At 39.5% G+C, this 19420-nt stretch carries 16 protein-coding genes and 1 pseudogene; 11 read left to right on the top strand and 6 right to left on the bottom strand.

Annotated elements, in window-relative coordinates:
- Positions 1-16 precede the first annotated feature (16 nt).
- The 7 genes from NYE33_RS00245 to NYE33_RS00215 all read left to right on the top strand — a co-directional run bounded on the left by NYE33_RS00245 (position 17) and on the right by NYE33_RS00215 (position 9112).
- The gene (locus NYE33_RS00245) at positions 17-1909 is read left to right on the top strand and encodes a DUF2075 domain-containing protein (RefSeq protein WP_341064314.1); all 1893 of its coding nucleotides are present in this window, start codon (positions 17-19) and stop codon (positions 1907-1909) included.
- 439 nt (positions 1910-2348) lie between these two features.
- Entirely contained in the window at positions 2349-3530 is a 1182-nt protein-coding gene (locus NYE33_RS00240; RefSeq protein WP_341064312.1) for an MBL fold metallo-hydrolase, read from the top strand.
- A 10-nt stretch (positions 3531-3540) separates the two neighbouring features.
- Positions 3541-6336, top strand: coding sequence for a serine protease (locus NYE33_RS00235; protein ID WP_341064310.1), 2796 nt, complete (start codon positions 3541-3543; stop codon positions 6334-6336).
- A gap of 1 nt (position 6337) precedes the next feature.
- Positions 6338-6739, top strand: coding sequence for a hypothetical protein (locus tag NYE33_RS00230; RefSeq protein ID WP_341064308.1), 402 nt, complete (start codon positions 6338-6340; stop codon positions 6737-6739).
- Entirely contained in the window at positions 6736-7152 is a 417-nt protein-coding gene (locus tag NYE33_RS00225; RefSeq protein ID WP_341064306.1) for a hypothetical protein, read from the top strand. Before NYE33_RS00230 ends, NYE33_RS00225 begins: the two co-directional genes overlap by 4 nt.
- Positions 7152-8192, top strand: a complete 1041-nt coding sequence (locus tag NYE33_RS00220) for a radical SAM protein (RefSeq protein ID WP_341064303.1) — start codon at positions 7152-7154, stop codon at positions 8190-8192. Before NYE33_RS00225 ends, NYE33_RS00220 begins: the two co-directional genes overlap by 1 nt.
- Before the next feature lie 14 nt (positions 8193-8206).
- Positions 8207-9112, top strand: a complete 906-nt coding sequence (locus NYE33_RS00215) for a hypothetical protein (RefSeq protein ID WP_341064301.1) — start codon at positions 8207-8209, stop codon at positions 9110-9112.
- Between the two features lie 18 nt (positions 9113-9130).
- Here NYE33_RS00215 and NYE33_RS36405 read toward each other — a convergent pair.
- The 3 genes and pseudogenes from NYE33_RS36405 to NYE33_RS00205 form a co-directional block, all read right to left on the bottom strand.
- A pseudogene (locus NYE33_RS36405) lies at positions 9131-9859 on the bottom strand (IS4 family transposase); the annotation flags it as partial.
- Positions 9860-10061: 202 nt separating this feature from the next.
- The gene (locus tag NYE33_RS00210; RefSeq protein WP_341064299.1) at positions 10062-10913 is read right to left on the bottom strand and encodes a hypothetical protein; all 852 of its coding nucleotides are present in this window, start codon (positions 10911-10913) and stop codon (positions 10062-10064) included.
- Positions 10914-11071: 158 nt separating this feature from the next.
- Complete coding sequence (locus NYE33_RS00205; protein ID WP_341064296.1) at positions 11072-11317, bottom strand: helix-turn-helix domain-containing protein; 246 nt, start codon at positions 11315-11317, stop codon at positions 11072-11074.
- 151 nt (positions 11318-11468) lie between these two features.
- On the opposite strand from NYE33_RS00205, the gene NYE33_RS00200 reads away from it, so the two are divergent.
- The 3 genes from NYE33_RS00200 (at position 11469) to NYE33_RS00190 (ending at position 13859) form a co-directional block, all read left to right on the top strand.
- On the top strand, positions 11469-11966 hold the full coding sequence (locus NYE33_RS00200) for a hypothetical protein (protein WP_340948005.1): 498 nt from the start codon (positions 11469-11471) through the stop codon (positions 11964-11966).
- Between the two features lie 184 nt (positions 11967-12150).
- Positions 12151-12840 (top strand): nuclease-related domain-containing protein, encoded by a 690-nt coding sequence (locus NYE33_RS00195; protein WP_340948004.1) that lies wholly within the window; start codon positions 12151-12153, stop codon positions 12838-12840.
- Complete coding sequence (locus NYE33_RS00190) at positions 12837-13859, top strand: restriction endonuclease (protein ID WP_340948002.1); 1023 nt, start codon at positions 12837-12839, stop codon at positions 13857-13859. Before NYE33_RS00195 ends, NYE33_RS00190 begins: the two co-directional genes overlap by 4 nt.
- 62 nt (positions 13860-13921) lie before the next feature.
- Here the strand turns inward: NYE33_RS00190 and NYE33_RS00185 are convergent, their stop codons facing one another.
- From NYE33_RS00185 to NYE33_RS36400, 3 genes are all read right to left on the bottom strand, one after another.
- The gene (locus NYE33_RS00185) at positions 13922-16813 is read right to left on the bottom strand and encodes a DEAD/DEAH box helicase (RefSeq protein WP_341064295.1); all 2892 of its coding nucleotides are present in this window, start codon (positions 16811-16813) and stop codon (positions 13922-13924) included.
- A 1-nt stretch (position 16814) separates the two neighbouring features.
- Positions 16815-17213, bottom strand: coding sequence for a (deoxy)nucleoside triphosphate pyrophosphohydrolase (locus NYE33_RS00180; protein ID WP_341064293.1), 399 nt, complete (start codon positions 17211-17213; stop codon positions 16815-16817).
- A 351-nt stretch (positions 17214-17564) separates the two neighbouring features.
- The gene (locus NYE33_RS36400) at positions 17565-17669 is read right to left on the bottom strand and encodes a putative holin-like toxin (protein WP_445669769.1); all 105 of its coding nucleotides are present in this window, start codon (positions 17667-17669) and stop codon (positions 17565-17567) included.
- Positions 17670-18300: 631 nt separating this feature from the next.
- On the opposite strand from NYE33_RS36400, the gene NYE33_RS00175 reads away from it, so the two are divergent.
- Positions 18301-19404: a slipin family protein gene (locus tag NYE33_RS00175; protein WP_341064291.1), complete on the top strand. Its 1104-nt coding sequence runs from the start codon at positions 18301-18303 to the stop codon at positions 19402-19404.
- Positions 19405-19420 lie beyond the last annotated feature (16 nt).

The raw sequence follows: 19420 nt of genomic DNA, 5'->3' as shown, positions 1-19420 counted from the left end.
AATAGGGGAGAACTCCATGATTATCTATGAATCGACCAAGCAGCAATTTATGAATGATGTGACCGAAGACAGCATTGCGGTAAAGATTCATAACCAGTACGTCCAAAAAGTCGGCAGAGTTTCCATGGGCGAAATCAACGCTTGGAACAATTCCATGAACTACCTTTATAAAGTATTAAACACATCGACCATTCCAGATGACGTAGGAATCGCGATTGAATATAAAATTCCAGCGACCTCGAGAAGAGTCGACTTCATGATTACGGGCTTGAACGAAAAGGATCAATATTCCGTCGTCATTATTGAGCTTAAGCAATGGACAGAAGTTGAAACGGTTGAGGACTCGGATGGTCTTGTTAAAACCTACTTTAATCGAACAAAGACTAGAACGCCGCATCCTTCTTTTCAGGCATGGTCTTACGCAAGGTTGATTAGCGAATATAACGAGACCGTGCAGAACGAAGCGGTCCAACTCTATCCTTGCGCTTATTTACATAATTATGTACAGACCGATAACGATCCTCTATTGCATCCTGTCTACAATCAATATCTGGAGGAGGCTCCTGTCTTCTCTAAGGGAGATGCTCTAAAGTTAAGAGGGTTTATTTCGACTTTCATTAAAAAAACCGATAGAAGTAAGTCGCTTTACCTCATTGAACATGGCAAAATTAAACCCTCTAAATCACTGCAGGATTCACTCCTCAGTATGCTACGGGGAAATCAAGAATTCATTATGATAGACGATCAGAAGGTAGTATATGAGGAAGCATTAAGATTGGCGCAGCAAGCACAGTCGGGCAAGAAACAAGTCCTGATTGTCGAAGGCGGACCAGGGACAGGGAAGTCGGTTCTCGGAATTAATCTTTTGGTAGAGCTTACGGCAAGAGAACTAGTCTGCCAATATGTAACCAAGAATAGTGCACCTCGTGCGGTATACATGAAAAAGCTGCAGCAAAACGTAAAAAAATCGTTCATAGATAACTTGTTTAAGGGATCAGGTGTGTATTATGAAGCATTGCCTGATGAATTCGGTTGCTTGATTGTGGACGAGGCGCATCGCTTAAATGAAAAGTCGGGTCTGTTCAAGAATAAAGGGATTAATCAAACCATGGAGATTATCCGCGCTGCCCGGTTTTCTGTATTTTTCATCGATGAATATCAGAAGATCGCGATGCACGATGTTGGCAGTAAAGAGCAGATTAGTCATTATGCGAAGCAAATGGATGCGGATATCACCGAGCTGACCTTGGCTTCTCAATTCCGGTGCAATGGCTCAGATGGATATCTGGCATGGCTCGATGATGTACTCGATATCCGTGATACGGCAAACGCAGATGGGTTCGATTTCGACTATGACATTCGACTCTATGATGACCCGAATGAATTACGGGACGAAATCTTCAGCAAGAATCAGATCAATAATAAGGCAAGAATGCTTGCCGGATACTGCTGGGATTGGAAGACGGATGGAAAGAGCAATCCTGGCGTTCATGACATTCAGTTAGATCAGTATCAATTCTTCATGAGCTGGAACCTGAACAATACAACGACCTGGGCAATCGACCCTGAATCCATCGAACAAGTGGGCTGCATCCACACTTCACAGGGACTTGAATTTGACTATGTCGGAGTGATCATTGGGGAAGATATGCGTTACGAGAATAGCCGTATCGTCACCGACCCGTTCAAACGTGCGAAGACGGATAAATCTCTTTCTGGCTTCAAGACCTTGTATAAGAAGGATAAGGATGAGGCGCTCCGAATGGCCGATCAAATTATTCGAAACACCTACAGGACTTTAATGACCCGGGGAACGAAGGGATGCTATATCTACTGTGTAGATCCTCATCTGAAGGCGTACTTGCAAAGGAGATTGGCTTTGCAAAGTTCGGTTGTGATTTCAGGATAAGGCTAATAGAGTGATGGAGAGTTATATCATCGATTGAAAAAGATTGAGGATGGGAGAATGGAGCGGGGGGAACCTGGAGCCAGCAAGCCTTTCCTCTGTTTTGTTATGGAGCGGGATTACATGTCATGGAGAGAATTAGAGCAGCAACTTGAGGTTTTGAAACGAACGCTATCAGTTGGTATCAATCCGAGCTGGAGATTAAGTATGATCCAGATATCCATATTCCTTTCATAAGTAGTTTTTTTTTTAAGTTTAATATCCTTTTTATTTAAAAAATTAACGCTAAAAAATTAATGAAATTATATATGAAAATTACTTTAATTTTGTAATATTTTAGTATTAAAGGCATTGTGATAATCTTAATAAATAATCACTTTTCCATAAATCGTAATGAAGTAAAAGCATACTGGCTAACAGTCAATCGAAAGAAGGGCTTACTATGAGCGATTGTATTGTACACTTTCTTCCCGCCAAAGCGGGAGACTGTTGTGTAATAGAATTTGACAATAGGGAATGTATCATTGTCGACTGCGGATACAAATCCACATACGAAAACGAACTGAAACCTTTGTTGATCCAGTTAAACCAAAAGGGATGCCGGGTAATATTGATGCTCATTACACACATAGATCAGGATCATATAGAAGGAGCAATTGAATTTTTACGTGAGAACGGTTCTTCATCCACGCCTCGCATCATCAAGGTAAATAATATTTGGTTTAACGGATTTTTCAACACGCTGTTTATGCGGGATGAATTTCAAGAGAGAAGACGGTCTGTAATTGGGGATTTGCAAAAGAAACGGATGGAGATAGTATTGGGTCAGTTATCCATGCAGATTAATGGTGATGCTGGCCCAATATCGGCAGTTCATAGCAAATGCTTTGAGGAACTATGCGCTCAGAACGGTTATCAGTTAAACATGCAGTTTGATGATAGGGTCATCAAAAGAAGTATTGATAGTAGAAGTCATTTGGTCAATGATGCCATTAAAATTGGTGACTGTAGAATAATTGTGTTATCTCCAAACGAAGTTTTGTTAGAGAGATTGGCACATAAACTAAATATTGAGTTGATCAAAAACTTTGGTATCAATTATGAACTTTCAGATCATGTGGAGTTTGCTCGTTTGTTTGAACGCTTAATGGAACTACAAATAGAGCCTGGTATTTCCGAGGAATACATATCCGCTTCCGAGGCGCGGCTTGAACATTGGATAGGAACTTCTACACTAGCGCAAATGAATGATGTCAACAATGCAGGGATTGTAATTGAAATTGAATATAAGGGGCTAAGACTGTTATTTGCAGGAGACTCGGATAGCGATAACTGGGCAAATTATCTGACAGACGAATATGATGTCATCAAGCTATCACACCACGGTACAACAAAGCCAAATATAACGTTACTAGAAAAGACAAAGGGTAAAATGATTTTTGTTTCTACAGACGGCGGAAAACAAAATCGACATCCGGAAAATGATTTGCTGGCAAGAGCCATTTTATGTGGAAATAAAAATATATATTTTAATTATGAAATCAGACAAAAAAGAGAATTACTCAATATGCAAGATCAATATGGTTATTCTGTGGTATTTGCACAACGGCGAATCGAATTCTAAGGAGAATTATATGGAGAATTATATTGTCAGGGTACAATCATATTATCAAGGCGAGCGTATCCAAAACGGAACTGGAATTATAATTGCACCAAATCTTGTCTTAACGGCAGAACATGTGGCCTGCGGAGACCGTCATATGGTATGTATCGATGATAAAGAGATGGAGGCTTACATTTTAAAAGGGAATGAAGTTGCAGTACTGATGGAGATCAGTCAATCTGATTATACATACAGTGTAGCAGATGTTTTTTCGGATGATGAAATTTTAGACGAAGCATCTCCCTGGTCCGTTAGGGGATTCATTACGTCCCAACAGCATGAGCATCATATGAAAGGATCTGGATTTAATTTTTCTCCATTAATGGAAACTGATTGGGATTATTATCTATCAGCAATTACGGGTGGAGCAGCTGATAATTACGAAGGATTATCTGGTTCTCCAGTTTTCTGCGATAACAGAGTAGTGGGTATTCTCCAAATGCAGGCCTATAATAGTAGAGGCGCACTTGGTGTACGTTTGTCATCTGTGAAAATGTTTCAGGATTTGCTAATGAAAGAAAACTTTAAACCAAATGAATATCAGATGTTGCTGAAAGAGACCTGTACCCAATATACAAAAAGCCAGATCGAGAAAAATGTGAGAAGTAAAAAGTATATTGCGGACATATTTGTGGAAGAGGGTGGATATAAAGAAAATCTCCGATATTTCGCTGATCCCCTGTTGTTTTTGAAAAAGGCAATCAATGATGTGAAAATTATTGATTTTAAAAGTATGAATTTTTACCTAAAAAGTATTGGCAAAGAGGGCATTGATTTTTCCGATTTTACGGAGGAGTTTTTATCAATAGATTTGGAAAAGGTATCTATCCATCTTAAGGACAGAATTTCAAATGCTATTTCCTTATTAGATGACTTGGGGAAGAATAATGAGTCATACAAGAACCTAGAAAAGTACTTTGATGTCAGACAGAACAGTCTTGACAACTCCGTTAAATATTACTTATCTGATATGAAAGATAACATCGACTTTATAACAAAAAAATATATTCTACTAACCAAAGATGCTGGGCAGGGAAAAACAAATTTTGTATGCGACTTTGCATTGAATTTTCTAATAAGAAAAAATTATTGCTCACTATATTTTAATGCCTATGATTTTAGAGAGAATCCAATGAGTTTCATAAAGCAAAAATTATCTCTAGACGGGAGTTGTTCATTTCTCTATGCAAATAAAATTTTACTTCGTGAGTGGCAACGCAGCCAAAGGCCTTTTGTAATTACCATAGACGGCTTAAATGAGAACACAGTTGTGGAGAACTTTGGTCAGTGTATAAGGGATTTCCTTGAGGAATGTAATAATTATCCATATATTAAGGTGATTATGACCACACGAAATGAGCTCCTTGAGGAGCGTTTTGCGGTGATTGAAGAAGGGATGTATTCTAGTGCTTATCAACATATCGATATGTGGCAAAGAGGAAACGATTTCAAGGAGCGGATATTCCGGGGCTATCTAAGCTTTTTCAGGATCACAATTAGGGAAAATACATTAACGAATAGATTCTATGACGCATTAACGAATGATATATTGCTGTTGCGATTTTTTTGTGAGGTGAACGAAAACAAGAAGCTAATCTATGTATATGATGTTTACAAATATGATGTTTTCAAGAGTTATTTGGCTATTAAATCACTGGAATATCAAAAAAATCAACAGATATTAAATTATCAAGACTCTTTAAATACCCTGCTTGATAAAATTTCGGAGTACATGATTCGAGAAAAATTGTTCTTTAATATCCCATCTGGAATTTTCAATGAATCAGAGCAAGCGTTGCTTTATAAAATGCTTGATAATGAGGTTATATTTAAAGACGAACAGATAATAAAAACGGGGATGTTAAAGAGAAACACCGTTGTGATCAGCTTTACATTTGATGAGTTCCGGGATTTCTGCATTACAAACTATATTTTAACCCACCTTGCTGAGCAGCAAGCTTTTTTGGAGTTCTGGGGCCAAATGAATGAAGAGAATCTGACGATCAAAGAAGGAGTTCAAAAATACATTTTTTATTTAGCACGAACCGAGTCGCAGGATGAGCTACTGCCAATCATACAAAGTCTTTCTGAGTACGAAACTCTATATTGGGAGCATATATGGGGACTTGAGGATAGTTACTTTACTGCCGAGGATGCGGAGTCATGGAAAATGCAGCTTATTACGAACGGTCACTACGCGAAAAAGATTGTTCGTGACCTGATAAATAAATATGATTTTGAGTTTTTTGAAAATATCAATATTCGTTTGCTGTTTGAAGCGTTGGATGTACTTGCAGAAAAAATAGACTTGTACGATACATTTATTAAAAGAATGTTTGGTGTTCAACGGGAGGAGAAAACTATTTACAGTTCGCGGTCAAAGGCGGTCTGGCCTTTTAATACTATGATACGAAATATTACTAATTATGTGAGTGGTGATAATTGGAATGTGCATCATTCTGAACTATATCGACTAGTAATATATTTACTTGAATTGGAAAACTGGAGCGCACTTGATTTATGGCACAAACTTTTTGATGTATCACCTGAGGTAGCAGTTCACATACTGAGTGAAATGAATGTGCATAAAATCAGTTTGATATTATGTAATGTAAAGGAAATTTTGCATCATTTGAAAAAGTTTAGGAAGGACGATGAATACGATTTGATGATTGAACGTTTGGATCAGGAAAACAATTTTTGTAGGAACATTTCTATTGACGTTAAGCTTTTTTCTAAATTGCTTCTCGATGAATTCGGAGAATAATATGAGGATACTAAATCTATCTGGTGTATATTATTGTATTGCTAATGATGATTTTATTTATGAAGAACTTGAAAAAAAAATAGTTGATGTTTCGCATCAGCGTAAGAATTCCTTTGCAGAATTCTACACAAAGAGGATTCTTAGAGCTTTTTTTCAATATGCTAGAGATTTAAAAAAAGATTATATGACATACTATCGAGAGGAATATGAAAATTTTGCTGATTACTTGTATAAACAGGAGTTATTAGATTGGAGAGATATTCATACTTTGCGACTGAGCGAGCATCAAACCTTGTTAAAGCTCAACCTAAAACTGACTAGCTATAACGCCAACAACCTGATCGAATATGGAGAAAACGGGTTAGATAATCTGAATCTGGCTTTAAAGGAGATTAGCATATGAAGATCAGGCAAGACTTTGTAACAAACAGTTCATCTACTTCTTTCATTATTTCAATGAAGGAAGAACTTAATAAAGATTATTTCTTAAAAGGAATAGGAGTCGAAGGGGCATCTGCGATAAATCAGATTTTTGAAGATTTATACGAAGCAGTTGATCAGAATAAGAAGGAGATAAGGCAGTATTTAAAGGAGTATGGAACCTCTTATAGTGGCATCGCCGAATTTCTGCAAGAGCAACGCTACGATGAAGAAACAGTCAAAGTTGTAGAAAAGTTGTTGGCAGAAAACAGAAAGGTGTATTATGGGAATCTTAGTTCAGATGGGAGTTCGGCTGCGGAAGTATATTTTTGTATGGAAAGCTTTCTTGTTTGTGAAGAAGATATATATTTCAACGGTAAAATCGGGGGTTGGTGATGGGGAGTTGGTTGATTCGAAACTGTAAAGAAAGCGGATATATCCTGGGTTTTGATAAGGAAGATGGAACGTTTATAAGATATGGTAAAGAGGGGAACGACCCATTCTATAACAAAGTAGGGCCAGAACTGCTGGATATAGCAATTACAAATTATTGCGAGCTTGGATGCTATTTTTGTTATCGTGCTTCCAACAGGCATGGTTACTCCATGCGCTTGGAAGATTATGAGCTTGTCATGGAGCAGGCAGAAAAGTCAGGAGTTTTACAGGTGGCTTTGGGTGGAGGGAACCCTAATCAGCACCCTCAATTTGTACAGATTCTGCAAAAAACACGCGAACACAACATTGTTCCGTCATACACAACAAATGGACAAGGTATGACGGATGAGATCTATGAGGCAACGAAAAAGTTTTGTGGAGCGATGGCTGTCAGCTGGTATAAACCCAACATGGATGCATTGAGTGTTATTAAACGAGCTGGAAAATACGGTATTAAAGTCAATATTCATTTTATGCTTAATAAACGTAGCCTTCCCGAGGCAATAGAATTGATGCAATCCGATCAACTAGAAGGCGTCAATGCAATCGTGTTTTTGAATTATAAACCCGTACATTCCTCAGATGAATTGTGTCTGACGGATGGAAATGAAATTAAGGATTTTTTTGAGTTCTTAAAAAAATTCAAAAAATGCAAAATAGGATTTGATAGTTGTATGATTTCGTATCTGCCACTGATGGGAGAATCTCTCTTAAAGGAGACAGTGGATTTCTGTGAAGCGGCTAGATTTTCAGGTTATATATCAGAAAAACTGCTCTTTTATCCATGCTCGTTCATGAATGATATCTCTGGGAATGGAATTGATTTAAGGAAGCATTCACTACAGGATGGATGGAGATTTGGAGAAGAATTCATCAAAATGCGTGAGAGATTAAGCAAGCCCAGCGTACAGAAACAATCCATCTCTAAGTGTCGAAACTGTGAAAGCTATGAGATGTGCCACGGTGGGTGCCAGATTTTTAATATCAACAGATGTAGATGACGGAGGAAGAAACAATGTCGATTACGGAAACAACTGCAAGGCGAAGGAATTTATTAATCTCAATTACTCGTGGAATTTCAAAAGAGGATTATGAACTGTCAAGGGAATATACGCTATTAGAAATCGAGACGGTTTTTCATTTTCGTAAGAGGGACATCGCTTATAATTTAGAGTATTTCTTTGAACAAAACAGTGGGGAATTTATTCTTAAGCCAAGAAAGCTTGAGGATATCCAAAAGATACTCAAGAAGCACCATGAGGTAATCGGACAGTTAGAAACTGCCAAAGTCCTATTTTTAAAATCCTTTGGAAGATTTTATGATGACTATAAAAATAGCAAGGGGTTCTCATTTGATCATGCAAGGCTGCGGAAAATTTATTCTAACTTGCATCCAATAATCCAAATCCTTCATTGGGGAATGCTTCCAATATTATCAAAATGGTTGATGATCAATAGTGGAAGGCTTCCGGAGAATAATATAATCGATTTTTACGATCATTATGATATGCTTACTGCTTTGTTGAATGAAATTAGAGGAGGAGGGGAAATGATGGAAACCAAAGGAGATAACACTTTAAACAAAGTAATGAACTTTTCCGTATATAACAGAAGGTGGGGGCATCCGGACGTCTATCGAATAGAGCGGACAGTTGACGGATGGTTAGTTAATCATATCGCTATTAATGGTAAGTGCGCTAAGGATGGCGAAGGAGCCCTTATGATGAATTTACATCATGATTCAATATTTTTTCCAGAAGACGGAGTTAAACATGCGCTCAGCAATCTGTGGGATGACGCGGAAGACGGTAATCTTACCTTTGAGGAATTGCAGATAAAACTTCAGCAAATCGCGGACTGGATTAGTATTGTTGAAAAAACTGTCGGAGAAAATCAGCCGGATTGGGTTAATTATTATTGAAATTAATAAAGAAATAACTCAACTTTCGCAGTTCAAATCTTCAAACAAATTATTGAGAAATTTATTCCTGTAGTTAACAAGAAACAGCCGTTTTGTTCTTCTTGGTTTTCGCCTGGGACATTTCGAGAAATAAACTCATGAGCTGCTGGAGCGCGGTCTGTTAGTCCAGATCGCGGACCTCGTCGACAAAGAGAAAGAAGATTCCTCCCAGTTTTTGGTCATCACTGATTGACATCGTTCGTATTCCATTGCCAAATATCGGCTGAATACAATCGTCGTATGAATAATCAGCCCGTCAAAGAAATGGCCCTGAAATTCAGTTCCCATTTTCAAATAACTTTTGGTGACTTTGAAAAAGGTCTCTATACTCCAGGGCATGCCATAGATTCGTACGATTTCAGCTCACAACGATACTTAAAAAGGCTAGCCACTTACGTTTTTATTCCGGTTGCGGACAAACACAAGCTTCAGGGGCAGACCACAGACGGTGTGCACAATGCCCGAGCCTTTTAATGTATTTGGCATTCGATGCGGGAAAGCTTTGAAACACCTCGCGGAGGATCATTCGCTTCCTTGAACAAGGTGGCGTTGCTTCATTTCTTTCACTATACCAATCATAGGAAGCCTTTTGGCGGCGAGCTCACGGAGCAGTGGAGCTTGTGTAAACCAGCTATCCAATAAGCACGTAATCGGCGGTGAATCGTACACGTAAGACCCGTTCCAACAAGTTACGATAGAATCGGGCTTCGTACGATTTCTCGATGTGAAGACTGGAAGAAAGGGTGGGAAAGCGAGACTGTTCAGACAGGGAATGTTGTAACCTAGAGTTACCACTTTTCTTGTTGGCATAATACATACAAGCGAGATATTTTTTGTAAATACGAGTTGATGTTTTGAATTCCTTTACGTACTCAAGGGCTTAAGCTGTTTTTTAAGTGCGAAAGTTGAGCTACTTATAATCAGGTGGTAAAAGAATTCTTTTTGTGGTACTATTTTTGTCCTCGATTGATTTATAAATTCTTTTAAATTCAATAAGAAAAATGCTCGATTTTGGAAGCATTATTTTCTCGCAATCTACTGTTATTTTAGGTTTATCACCAATAAGTATGTTTCCATCGACACTAGGACGTAAGATGTATTTGTTATAAAGCTTCGTTCCATTAGTAAGAGTGATTGTAGCAATAATAACTGTATTGGAAATTTTATTGAAAATTAATAAAACTGGTTGTATGAGTAATCTAAATAATGCATACAATAGAACAGCTATAGCAAAAAATATAGCATATAAGTTAAAGGTAGGTAATACAAGCGGAGTTTCAACAGATTTTACTTGGTTTAACTGTAATGACTTATTAAAGTAATTCAATATCCAGTTTAGCGTAAAACCGAAATTTGAGCTTAAAATGATAATGTATAGAATAAATGGCATGGAAGATAAATACAGAACTAATTTACTTTTTTTTATCTTTTGTAGGTAGGTAACTAATATTTTCTCAGACCACGATATTACTAAGAAAAAGCTAAGTAGAATAAATAGTAGGATCCCGGAAATTAATATTATCCAAGTTGGAAGCGATTGCTGTGTGGGATATGGAAGTAATAAAGACCAATACATGAGGAATATCATTGCAGAAAACTCAATAAATAATCTTCTTATAAAACGATGATAACCAGATAAGAATGCCTTTTCTTCGAGCGTAATACTGATAATTGGGTAAGGAACAAAGATGAATTTAAAAACGCTAAGTATAACAGTAATTCCGATACCACTGAATACCCAAGATATTGTTTGTTGATCCATCCATCAGTTCTCCTAAAAAGTAATTTGGAATATTATACTACCGAAATAATAATATCACTTTACATTTATTCACCTTTTGTGTAGGAAAGAATCTTATATTTTTTTACTGATTCAAGGAGATTTTCAATAATGTTTATTATGCTCTTGTTTTCACTTATTCACTTTCCCTCTAACAGCTCCCCAACAGAAACCTCCAGCGCTTTCGCAATAGCCACCACCTCATAATCCTGCACAAGCCTATATTGACCTTCCAATCGCGATAAACTGGTTGGGCTGATGTCTAAGCCAAAGGTTTGCAACCTGGCGAGAAAATCCTTTTGCTTCATTCGTTTAGCTTTTCGAATAGCTACAACTCGGGTCCCGATGATGTTTTTATCGCCTGGGGGCTCTTTGCGATGTCTCATTTCCGTGTCACCTCACAATTTAACCAAATTGTATGCGAGGTAACTGTTGTTTTAATGCGGATATCGAATTAAAATAAAATAAACCGATAAACGCATTAAAATTTCTGTACATCGTCTACAGATATAGCTTTCCCAGGAAGGAGAGGGTGCGATGCAACATCTTACGCATAATTATGAGGAGGAGAAGCGCAAGCTGAATGAACTCGGAAATAAATCATTGGAGCAGGGGATTCCGCTAAGCAGCAATGAAGCGGTTCAGGCTCAGAGCCGTAAGGTGGATGAACTCATTAATCAGATGTATCAAGAAAAAAGCGGGCATACAGCTTCATTTCGTTTGAAATTCGGTCTTGGAGGGGATGTGGTGAGCTTTCCAGCATGGTTTATACAGACGATTCAAAGTCGATTGAATGAGGTTACCGCACAGATCGAATATCATTCAGAGCCTAGACATCCTTTTGAAGAAGAGAGCAAAGCTTTTCAAGCATTATTTGAGTCCATGGACATTGCACATATGCCAGAGTTTGAGTGCTGGGAGGACAAGCTTCAATTGAAGCAATCCGTTATTTATGAACGCTTATATCTACAAGGGCTTAAGGATGGTATGCAACTTGCAAATGCCTCTACTGCCCCTCCAGTTCTCTCGGACTAAGACATGTCCTGTGGAATATACTGCAAAAGTATTTTGGTATCAGTACGAAGAGTGATACATGCAAACTTTATTATTGGGCTGTCCATGCGACAGTCTTTTTTCTTGGTGTTTTTGGGGAGGTAATCCTTCCCATATTGTCGAATTACCATACATATTGTAAATCCAGTTGATATGAGGTTTTGCTATGTTAAAAGCACTGTTCTCTCTCTTCAAAAAGTCTGATGCTAAGCTTCCACAGGCTGTGCAGAAGATACAATCTCCAAAGCCAAAGCCAAAAGTGGCCTCCACACGAATTGGTGAGCTAGGCGAACATAAAATTAATATCCAACTGGATCAGTTACCTAAAGAGTGCAAATCGTTAAGCGATTTAATGCTCCCTAATCCCAAGTCTCGAACAGGCTACACTCAGATTGATCATATTGTTATTTCTCCCTACTGCATATTTGTCATTGAGACGAAAAACTACAATGGGGAAATTAAGGGTGGGCGGGTTGATCAGCAATGGTCAGTGAGCAACCGTTACAAGATGTATAATCCGCTGAAGCAGAACTACGGGCATATCAAGGCTATGAAGAGTCTGATAAAAGGTGTAGCGGCAGTAAAGTTTGTCTCCATGATCTCATTCACGATGAGATGTCGGTTCAGTATTGATCCGGAGCTTCGGAAGATTCATTCGGACGAACTGGTTGTCTATGATGTGGAACTAAGCGAGTTTATCTCTAGGAAGCTAATTAATTTGAAGACGAGAACTCCTGAACCTCCCATTTCTGCCGCACAGGCCCAAACCATATATGATCGTTTGGCTCAGGCTAATATCACTGATGCCGAGATCCGCAAGCTTCATGTACAAAGAATAGAGGGAGGTCAACTATGAAAAGTATGTGGCTTGTTCGAGCAGGAGAAAGGGCATATCTTATTAATGAATTTAAAGAAAAGCAAGCTGTGGCGATTGGCTGGGACCAATTGGGAGATATTGGTGCGGTAAATTCACTGCAAGAGATGAAGAAGCTTTTGAAGGTGACGTATCCTGAATATAAGGATGGTAAGATCAATATTACTGCTGGCCAGATTTTTCGTTTTGTAAGTGAATTTAAATTAGACGACCAAGTAATCACATATAATCCTGAAGAGCGCCTCTACTATATAGGAAGAATCAAGTCTAATTATGAATTTAAGCCAAATCATATTACGGATATGCCCCATATTCGCAGAATCGATTGGGAGGGAACTGTATCTAGAGATGTTTTGACGGCAAGCGCTCGTAATACTCTTGGTTCCATAATGACTATTATATCTATCCCGAATGATGTTCAGAAGGAATTGCTCAAGCAAATGGTAGCCGGACAGACAGAAGGTAATCAACACAGTCAACCCATAGAGTCTGTGCAAGCTGAGACGGAGGAAGAAGCTGAGGAGTTAGAACTAATCAAGGAAGACGTTATTGAGAAGTCCAATGAATTTATCAAAGATAAGCTTGCTAAGCTAGACTGGAAGCAGATGCAGAAATTTGTTGCGGGCATCCTAAGAGGAATGGGTTACAAGACGAGAATATCACCTGAAGGGCCGGACCGGGGAAGAGATATTTTTGCATCCCCAGATGGTCTAGGGCTTGAAGAACCCAGAATCATAGTGGAAGTAAAACACCGTTCAGGCAGTATGGGATCTAATCAAATACGTAGTTTTACTGGAGGATTAAGAGTAGGCGATCGGGGAATTTATGTGTCTACTGGTGGATTCACCAAGGAAGCGAAATATGAAGCGGAAAGATCTAATATCCCTTTATCGTTAATAGACTTGGACCTGCTCGCGGAGTTAGTAACGCAATACTATGATCAATTTGATTCAGAGACACGGACATTAATACCGTTAAGGAAAATATATTGGCCGTTATAAGTTTGAATGTTTTTGGCTAACTAAGGACGTGGTGTATTCACGTCCTTAGTTATTGATACATTTCAAGATTTAGTCAGATACCCATAAAGCTTACTTTCCACAGCATTCTCTAATAGCAGATTCATATGCACAACGGATATAGACTCATTATTCTTATCCAGCATAGATGCCTGTACAGCGCTCGATTGATCGGGATGTGCTTTACCTAAGTAGTAGAATTCTGTTCCATCTGCATCATCCTTTTTCACGAAAACATGAAGGTTGATCTTTAAGCGGTCTGCCTCAAGAATCGTTTTAACCTCCTCAGATTCAAGTGTTCGTCTACTTCTTGTTGACCACGTTAGAACCTCTGCGTTGATGAAGTTTTCTTGATATTTCGTACTTGCTTCTATTTCTTCCTGTTTGTGATAGGTTACAAAGATTGGGCAAGTCTGATGTTTTGTTTTATAACCATAGATAGTTGAGCCCTCATCATTACTCCAATTCAAAAGTTTACAAGAATCTTTTCTGGAATACTTCTTGTATAAAGTTAAGGGTTCGCCACAATCATACTGTTCATTTTTATGAAATGCAGTCTGAATAATATCAAAGATCATTTCTCGAAAATACATATTATTCTTTAGCGAATTAGCCAACATTGGGTGGAAAACATAATTTTGAGATGGATCGAATTGCACTACAGCTGTTTCTCCATATTTTTTCCTTGTTGGTTCTGTGAAAAATGATAGGTTGAGTACACGTGTGACAGAATCAATAGTTCTGGAATCTGTTGGGCATCCATTCTCCATAAGGGCATTCATATACTCCGTCGAAGTAACATTATCTTTAGAGAAAAGTAAGTTTATTAATACAATTTCATGCTTACGTTTTCCATTAAGAATCTCTGCTGATAACATCGCTATATAATTCTTCTCGTGCTCTGATAAGATGGGAATGTTTTCTTTAATCTTTTGTAGAAAGTGATAATAGCTTGAATGCTCATCAGTGAATATAAGCGGATCAATTGAATTTGCTTCAATGAAATCCATTAGTTTGGGTATTCGATTAAGGCGATTTTTAAGTTGAGAGTAAGATTCTTTAAGAATCTTAAGTGCTGTAAGATTGCTATTACTAATCGAGCGATAAATTTGTTGAATGGCAATTTCTTCGAAGTTAATGGTTGAGATGCCCTTAATATAACTGGTGTCTTTCATATGACGACGGATATTATCTTTGTTCTGAGTCTGGTCTCCAGAAAGGGCTACAGGAATCAAATAATTATTTTTATAGTTACCAATAAAGTCGATGATCGTGACGAACTCTTTATTAGGATGCTTACGTAAGCCACGCCCTAGCTGCTGAACAAACACTATACTGGACTGAGTTTGACGAAGCATCACAACTTGGTTAATACAAGGGATATCGATTCCTTCATTGAAAATATCTACAGTTAGAATATAGTCTAGGTTACCTGATTCAAGATCAGTTACACAGCGCTCCCGTGTTTCTTGACTATCGCTTCCAGTCAAAGCTACTGTACGATAACCTTTCATATTTAGAATGTTAGATAGCTCGATAGCTTCTTCTCTGCGACTACAAAAGATCAATCCCTTTATGGCTTCCCCTGAGTAACCGTAATATTCAATCTTTTCAATTACATAAGATACTCTTTCATCAGTGACTAACTGGGAGAGTAGAGTCGTATCGTCAATGATTTGGCCGTTGTATTCAAAGTCAGTAACGCCAAAGTAGTGAAATGGACACAACATATCTTCCTCCAAAGCTTCCTGAAGGCGAATTTCATAAGCAATGTTGTAGTCAAAGAGTTCATATATATTAAATTCATCAGTGCGTTCTGGAGTTGCTGTCATGCCCAGTAGGAACTTAGGTTTGAAATGTTCGATAACTTTAAGGTAGGAACGTGCTCCGGCTTTGTGAACTTCGTCAATCAGAATATAATCAAACGCCTCAGGATTAAAATTGCTTAATGACGATTCCTGAGAGATGGTTTGAATTGTAGCAAAGAGGTACTTGGCCTCTGTTTCTTTACTATTTCCAGATAAAATACCAAAATCACTGTCCGCACCGCCTAGAATTCGCTGATAATCGGCCAAAGCTTTTTGCAAAATTTGTTCTCGGTGTACTACGAATAACATTCTGCTTGGAGCAAAGCTTTTGACGTCAAAAGCAGACAGATAAGTTTTTCCTGTTCCTGTCGCTGAAATAACAAGTCCTTTAACTGCCCCTGTTGTGCGCAACTCTTTTAGATTTTGTAGTGCTCTCTCCTGCATTTTATTAGGTGAGACTAAACCAGATACGGTTTGAGGAAACTTTTCAGGAGTGAAGGGCATTGCTAGTCGATCATTACGGGTTACCCGCTGGACCTCTTCATAAAGAATTTGATATAATTCGATCCATTTATTCGTTAGTGGAACAGCATCAAGCCATACCTTTTCAAACTCACTATGGAACTGCCCAAGGAGGCCCCCATGTTTAAAAGATGTTAATTTCACGTTCCATTCGTAGTTGGCTTTTAATGCTGCAGCAGTCAGATTAGAGCTTCCCATAATGATTGTTGAATGATCTTCATGTTGAAAAACGTAACCTTTAGCATGAAAACCATTTAGATCTGTCAAACGAACTTCAACATTCGTTATTTTTAGCAACTCACTATATATTTTTGGCTTGTTAAAGTTTAGATAATTGGAAGTTAGAATTTTACCAGTAATTCCTCGTGATTTCAGATCAGCTAAATGAGATTTAAGAGTGGCTAAGCCACTCTCCGTAATAAATGCAACAGAAATTATGAAAGAGGAACAGTGATCAAGCTCCTCTAGCAAAGGTGTAAGCACGTAATCATTGGTGTCCTTATTATTGATTAATAGTTTTGGCTTATATTTATCCGGTGAATCCTGTTGATGGTCAATAAATGCCCAATTTAAAGAACTGTTCAAATGTAGAAGGGGATTGTCCATTTCAATTCCCCAGTGTTTCTTGAACTTTTTGAACAGCAGGAATATCAGCAGGTGCCCATTCTAAAGACATCAATTCATTAGCAGGTAGCCATTGTATGGCAACATGTTCAGTTAAGGTTGGTGTACCTTTTAATAGATTGCAATAAAAAGTAGTGAGATGAACAAAACCAAAGTCATATTCATACACAGTGGTCTCGATCGCTTCACCAATTTCGATTGTGCAGTTCATTTCTTCATCGATCTCTCGTTTTAGTGCAGACTGTGGTGTTTCGCCATCCTCAATTTTCCCGCCTGGGAATTCCCACATGTAAGCCAATGCTTTGCTAGCTCCTCGCTGCGCACAAAGTATCTTTTCATTTTCAATGATCACAGCACCAACTACATGAATATGTTTTTTCATTAGTTCCCTCCGGTTATGCAGCTTAATGAGAAAGTTATAGATTCTGCATTGATAATACTATTTTAGTATAATTTCATTAATGTTTACATACTGCATATGAGGAAGGGGTCCGGCTCCGCAGAATCTATCCCGAAATTGACTCATTCAGCATGAGGTTACTCATTTTTGGATTAATGTAACTGAGGTTTTCTTACTTTATGAAATGGCTTGTGGTAGTAAAGGCAGAAAAAAGTATAATACAAAGAGAGCCGTGCGCTAACACGACTCTCGGAGCAATAGCCGCTTTTAAGGGCGGAGGCTTTTAAAGGTAAACCAGTCAAAGAATAGACCGCTTCCCTTGAGCAGGGCGGTCTATTTCTTTTTGAGGTAATTTAACAGCGCGATAATGAACATGCCGAACATGAACATTACGGACCACGAATGAATAAATTTTAATATACGAACCCAATCCTCCAAAAAAGCTCAAGCGCAGGCTTCCCATCCCTGCCTTTGAGCTTTTTTCTATGCAGCCCAAGACTCTCCATGGAAATTTATTCTTCCGTCGTAATACTTTCGCCATGTTCGTTCGGGGGGATATCAGCGATGATAGAACCTGTAAGATGATAACGCCGAGCGCGTTCATCCTACATCCGGTTCTTATCCGGGCGGGCGTAACGAGGCGGGGATCTCAGGTGATCCCGCAGTGCCGGCATGTATGTCACGGTATCCTGTACGGTCCGTTTCGGTAAGAGTCACCTTTGGGGTTCGATTCCCCAATCGCCTTGGGAGCGATTCTGGTAGAGTACTCGATTTCCATCGAGCGACTATTGAAGCACAATCTGAGTAAGGAAACCAATGGACAGAATCTCTGGCGGCTGGTATAGCGCACTGCGGAAGGGCTTTGCAATCCGTGGATACCGATGGTGCGGTAGCTGGGAGGCTGTGGCAAGGAAAGAAGGGAACGAAGGCTGGCTGAAGTATGGGTTAGCCTCGGACCTCAAGTAGTCCTCCCGGACCTCCCGGCAGGGCCGCCTGTCTCAAACGTGATTCCGCCTGAGCTGCAGCGGGATTCTGTCAGCCATTGGTCAAACATGAAGGGGGCATACATATGTTGAAGCAAATAACGATTCAAGCGGACCAGCGCGGTCTGCTCTTTCATAAGGGAAGTTATGTGAAGCGGCTGCTGCCGGGAACCTACCGTTACTTATCATGGTCGCAGCATACAGTGGCAGTACTGAATATTGCCAAACCGTTTAGTGTCGAGGGTAAAGACCTGCAGCTGTTCCTACAGGATGATGAACTCCTGCGGGAGCTCGATGTCGTACGTGTACAGGATCATGAGATTGTTCTGCACTATGAGGATGGCCAATTCATGCAAGTGCTGAAGCCGGGTGTGTATGCTTATTGGAACCTCCTGAGGGAGCACACCTTCGTACATACGGATATAGGGCAGCCGGAGCTGCCTGCCGGGATCGACCGCTCGATTATCTCGAAGCTTACTCCGTATGTGCAGTGCACTGAAATTGCAAGCTACGAGCAGGGATTCCTGTTCTATGATCATACGCTCGAGCGGGAGCTTACGCCTGGTAAGTATTATTTCTGGAAGGGACCGGTCTCGGTACTGACGAAGACGGTCGATCTAAGACAACAGCAGATGGATCTGGTCGGCCAGGAAATGATGACAGAGGATAAGGTCTCGCTGCGTCTGAACTTCGTATGCCAGTACACAATCGTAAGTCCGCACCGCGTTCTGGAGATGAAGGCTTTTGACGAGCAGATACACATCCAGCTTCAGCTCCTGCTCCGGGAGTATGTCGGGACGCTGAAATTGGACGATCTCCTGAAAAGAAAAGAGGATGTTGCCACATTCATTCTGTCCCGTATCCAGGAGAAGGAAGAAGCGTTCGGGGTACGTTTCCTCGGGGCGGGGGTGAAGGATGTCATTCTGCCGGGGGAAATGAAGGACATTCTAAACACCGTCCTGCTCGCAGAGAAGAAGGCGCAGGCGAACCTGCTAACCCGCCGGGAAGAGACAGCTTCGACGCGCAGCCTGCTGAATACGGCGAAGCTGATGGACGAGAATCAGACCCTGTTCCGTCTTAAGGAGCTGGAATTCCTCGAGAAGATATGCGACAAAATCGGTTCTATCTCTGTAACCGGCGGTGGAGACCTCCTGGAGCGGTTAAGCTCACTTATCGGCAGTAATAGGTAGATCGCCTCCTGGCGGT

Source organism: Paenibacillus sp. FSL R10-2199 (assembly GCF_038000235.1).
GTDB lineage: Bacteria > Bacillota > Bacilli > Paenibacillales > Paenibacillaceae > Paenibacillus_AQ > Paenibacillus_AQ phytohabitans.
This window is presented reverse-complemented; position numbering and strand designations above follow the sequence as displayed.

Coding starts and splice junctions, on each gene's coding strand:
- NYE33_RS00245 (WP_341064314.1), top strand. CDS start 17: ATGATTATCTATGAATCGACCAAGCAGCAATTTATGAATGATGTGACC.
- NYE33_RS00240 (WP_341064312.1), top strand. CDS start 2,349: ATGAGCGATTGTATTGTACACTTTCTTCCCGCCAAAGCGGGAGACTGT.
- NYE33_RS00235 (WP_341064310.1), top strand. CDS start 3,541: ATGGAGAATTATATTGTCAGGGTACAATCATATTATCAAGGCGAGCGT.
- NYE33_RS00230 (WP_341064308.1), top strand. CDS start 6,338: ATGAGGATACTAAATCTATCTGGTGTATATTATTGTATTGCTAATGAT.
- NYE33_RS00225 (WP_341064306.1), top strand. CDS start 6,736: ATGAAGATCAGGCAAGACTTTGTAACAAACAGTTCATCTACTTCTTTC.
- NYE33_RS00220 (WP_341064303.1), top strand. CDS start 7,152: ATGGGGAGTTGGTTGATTCGAAACTGTAAAGAAAGCGGATATATCCTG.
- NYE33_RS00215 (WP_341064301.1), top strand. CDS start 8,207: ATGTCGATTACGGAAACAACTGCAAGGCGAAGGAATTTATTAATCTCA.
- NYE33_RS00210 (WP_341064299.1), bottom strand. CDS start 10,913: ATGGATCAACAAACAATATCTTGGGTATTCAGTGGTATCGGAATTACT.
- NYE33_RS00205 (WP_341064296.1), bottom strand. CDS start 11,317: ATGAGACATCGCAAAGAGCCCCCAGGCGATAAAAACATCATCGGGACC.
- NYE33_RS00200 (WP_340948005.1), top strand. CDS start 11,469: ATGCAACATCTTACGCATAATTATGAGGAGGAGAAGCGCAAGCTGAAT.
- NYE33_RS00195 (WP_340948004.1), top strand. CDS start 12,151: ATGTTAAAAGCACTGTTCTCTCTCTTCAAAAAGTCTGATGCTAAGCTT.
- NYE33_RS00190 (WP_340948002.1), top strand. CDS start 12,837: ATGAAAAGTATGTGGCTTGTTCGAGCAGGAGAAAGGGCATATCTTATT.
- NYE33_RS00185 (WP_341064295.1), bottom strand. CDS start 16,813: ATGGACAATCCCCTTCTACATTTGAACAGTTCTTTAAATTGGGCATTT.
- NYE33_RS00180 (WP_341064293.1), bottom strand. CDS start 17,213: ATGAAAAAACATATTCATGTAGTTGGTGCTGTGATCATTGAAAATGAA.
- NYE33_RS00175 (WP_341064291.1), top strand. CDS start 18,301: ATGTTGAAGCAAATAACGATTCAAGCGGACCAGCGCGGTCTGCTCTTT.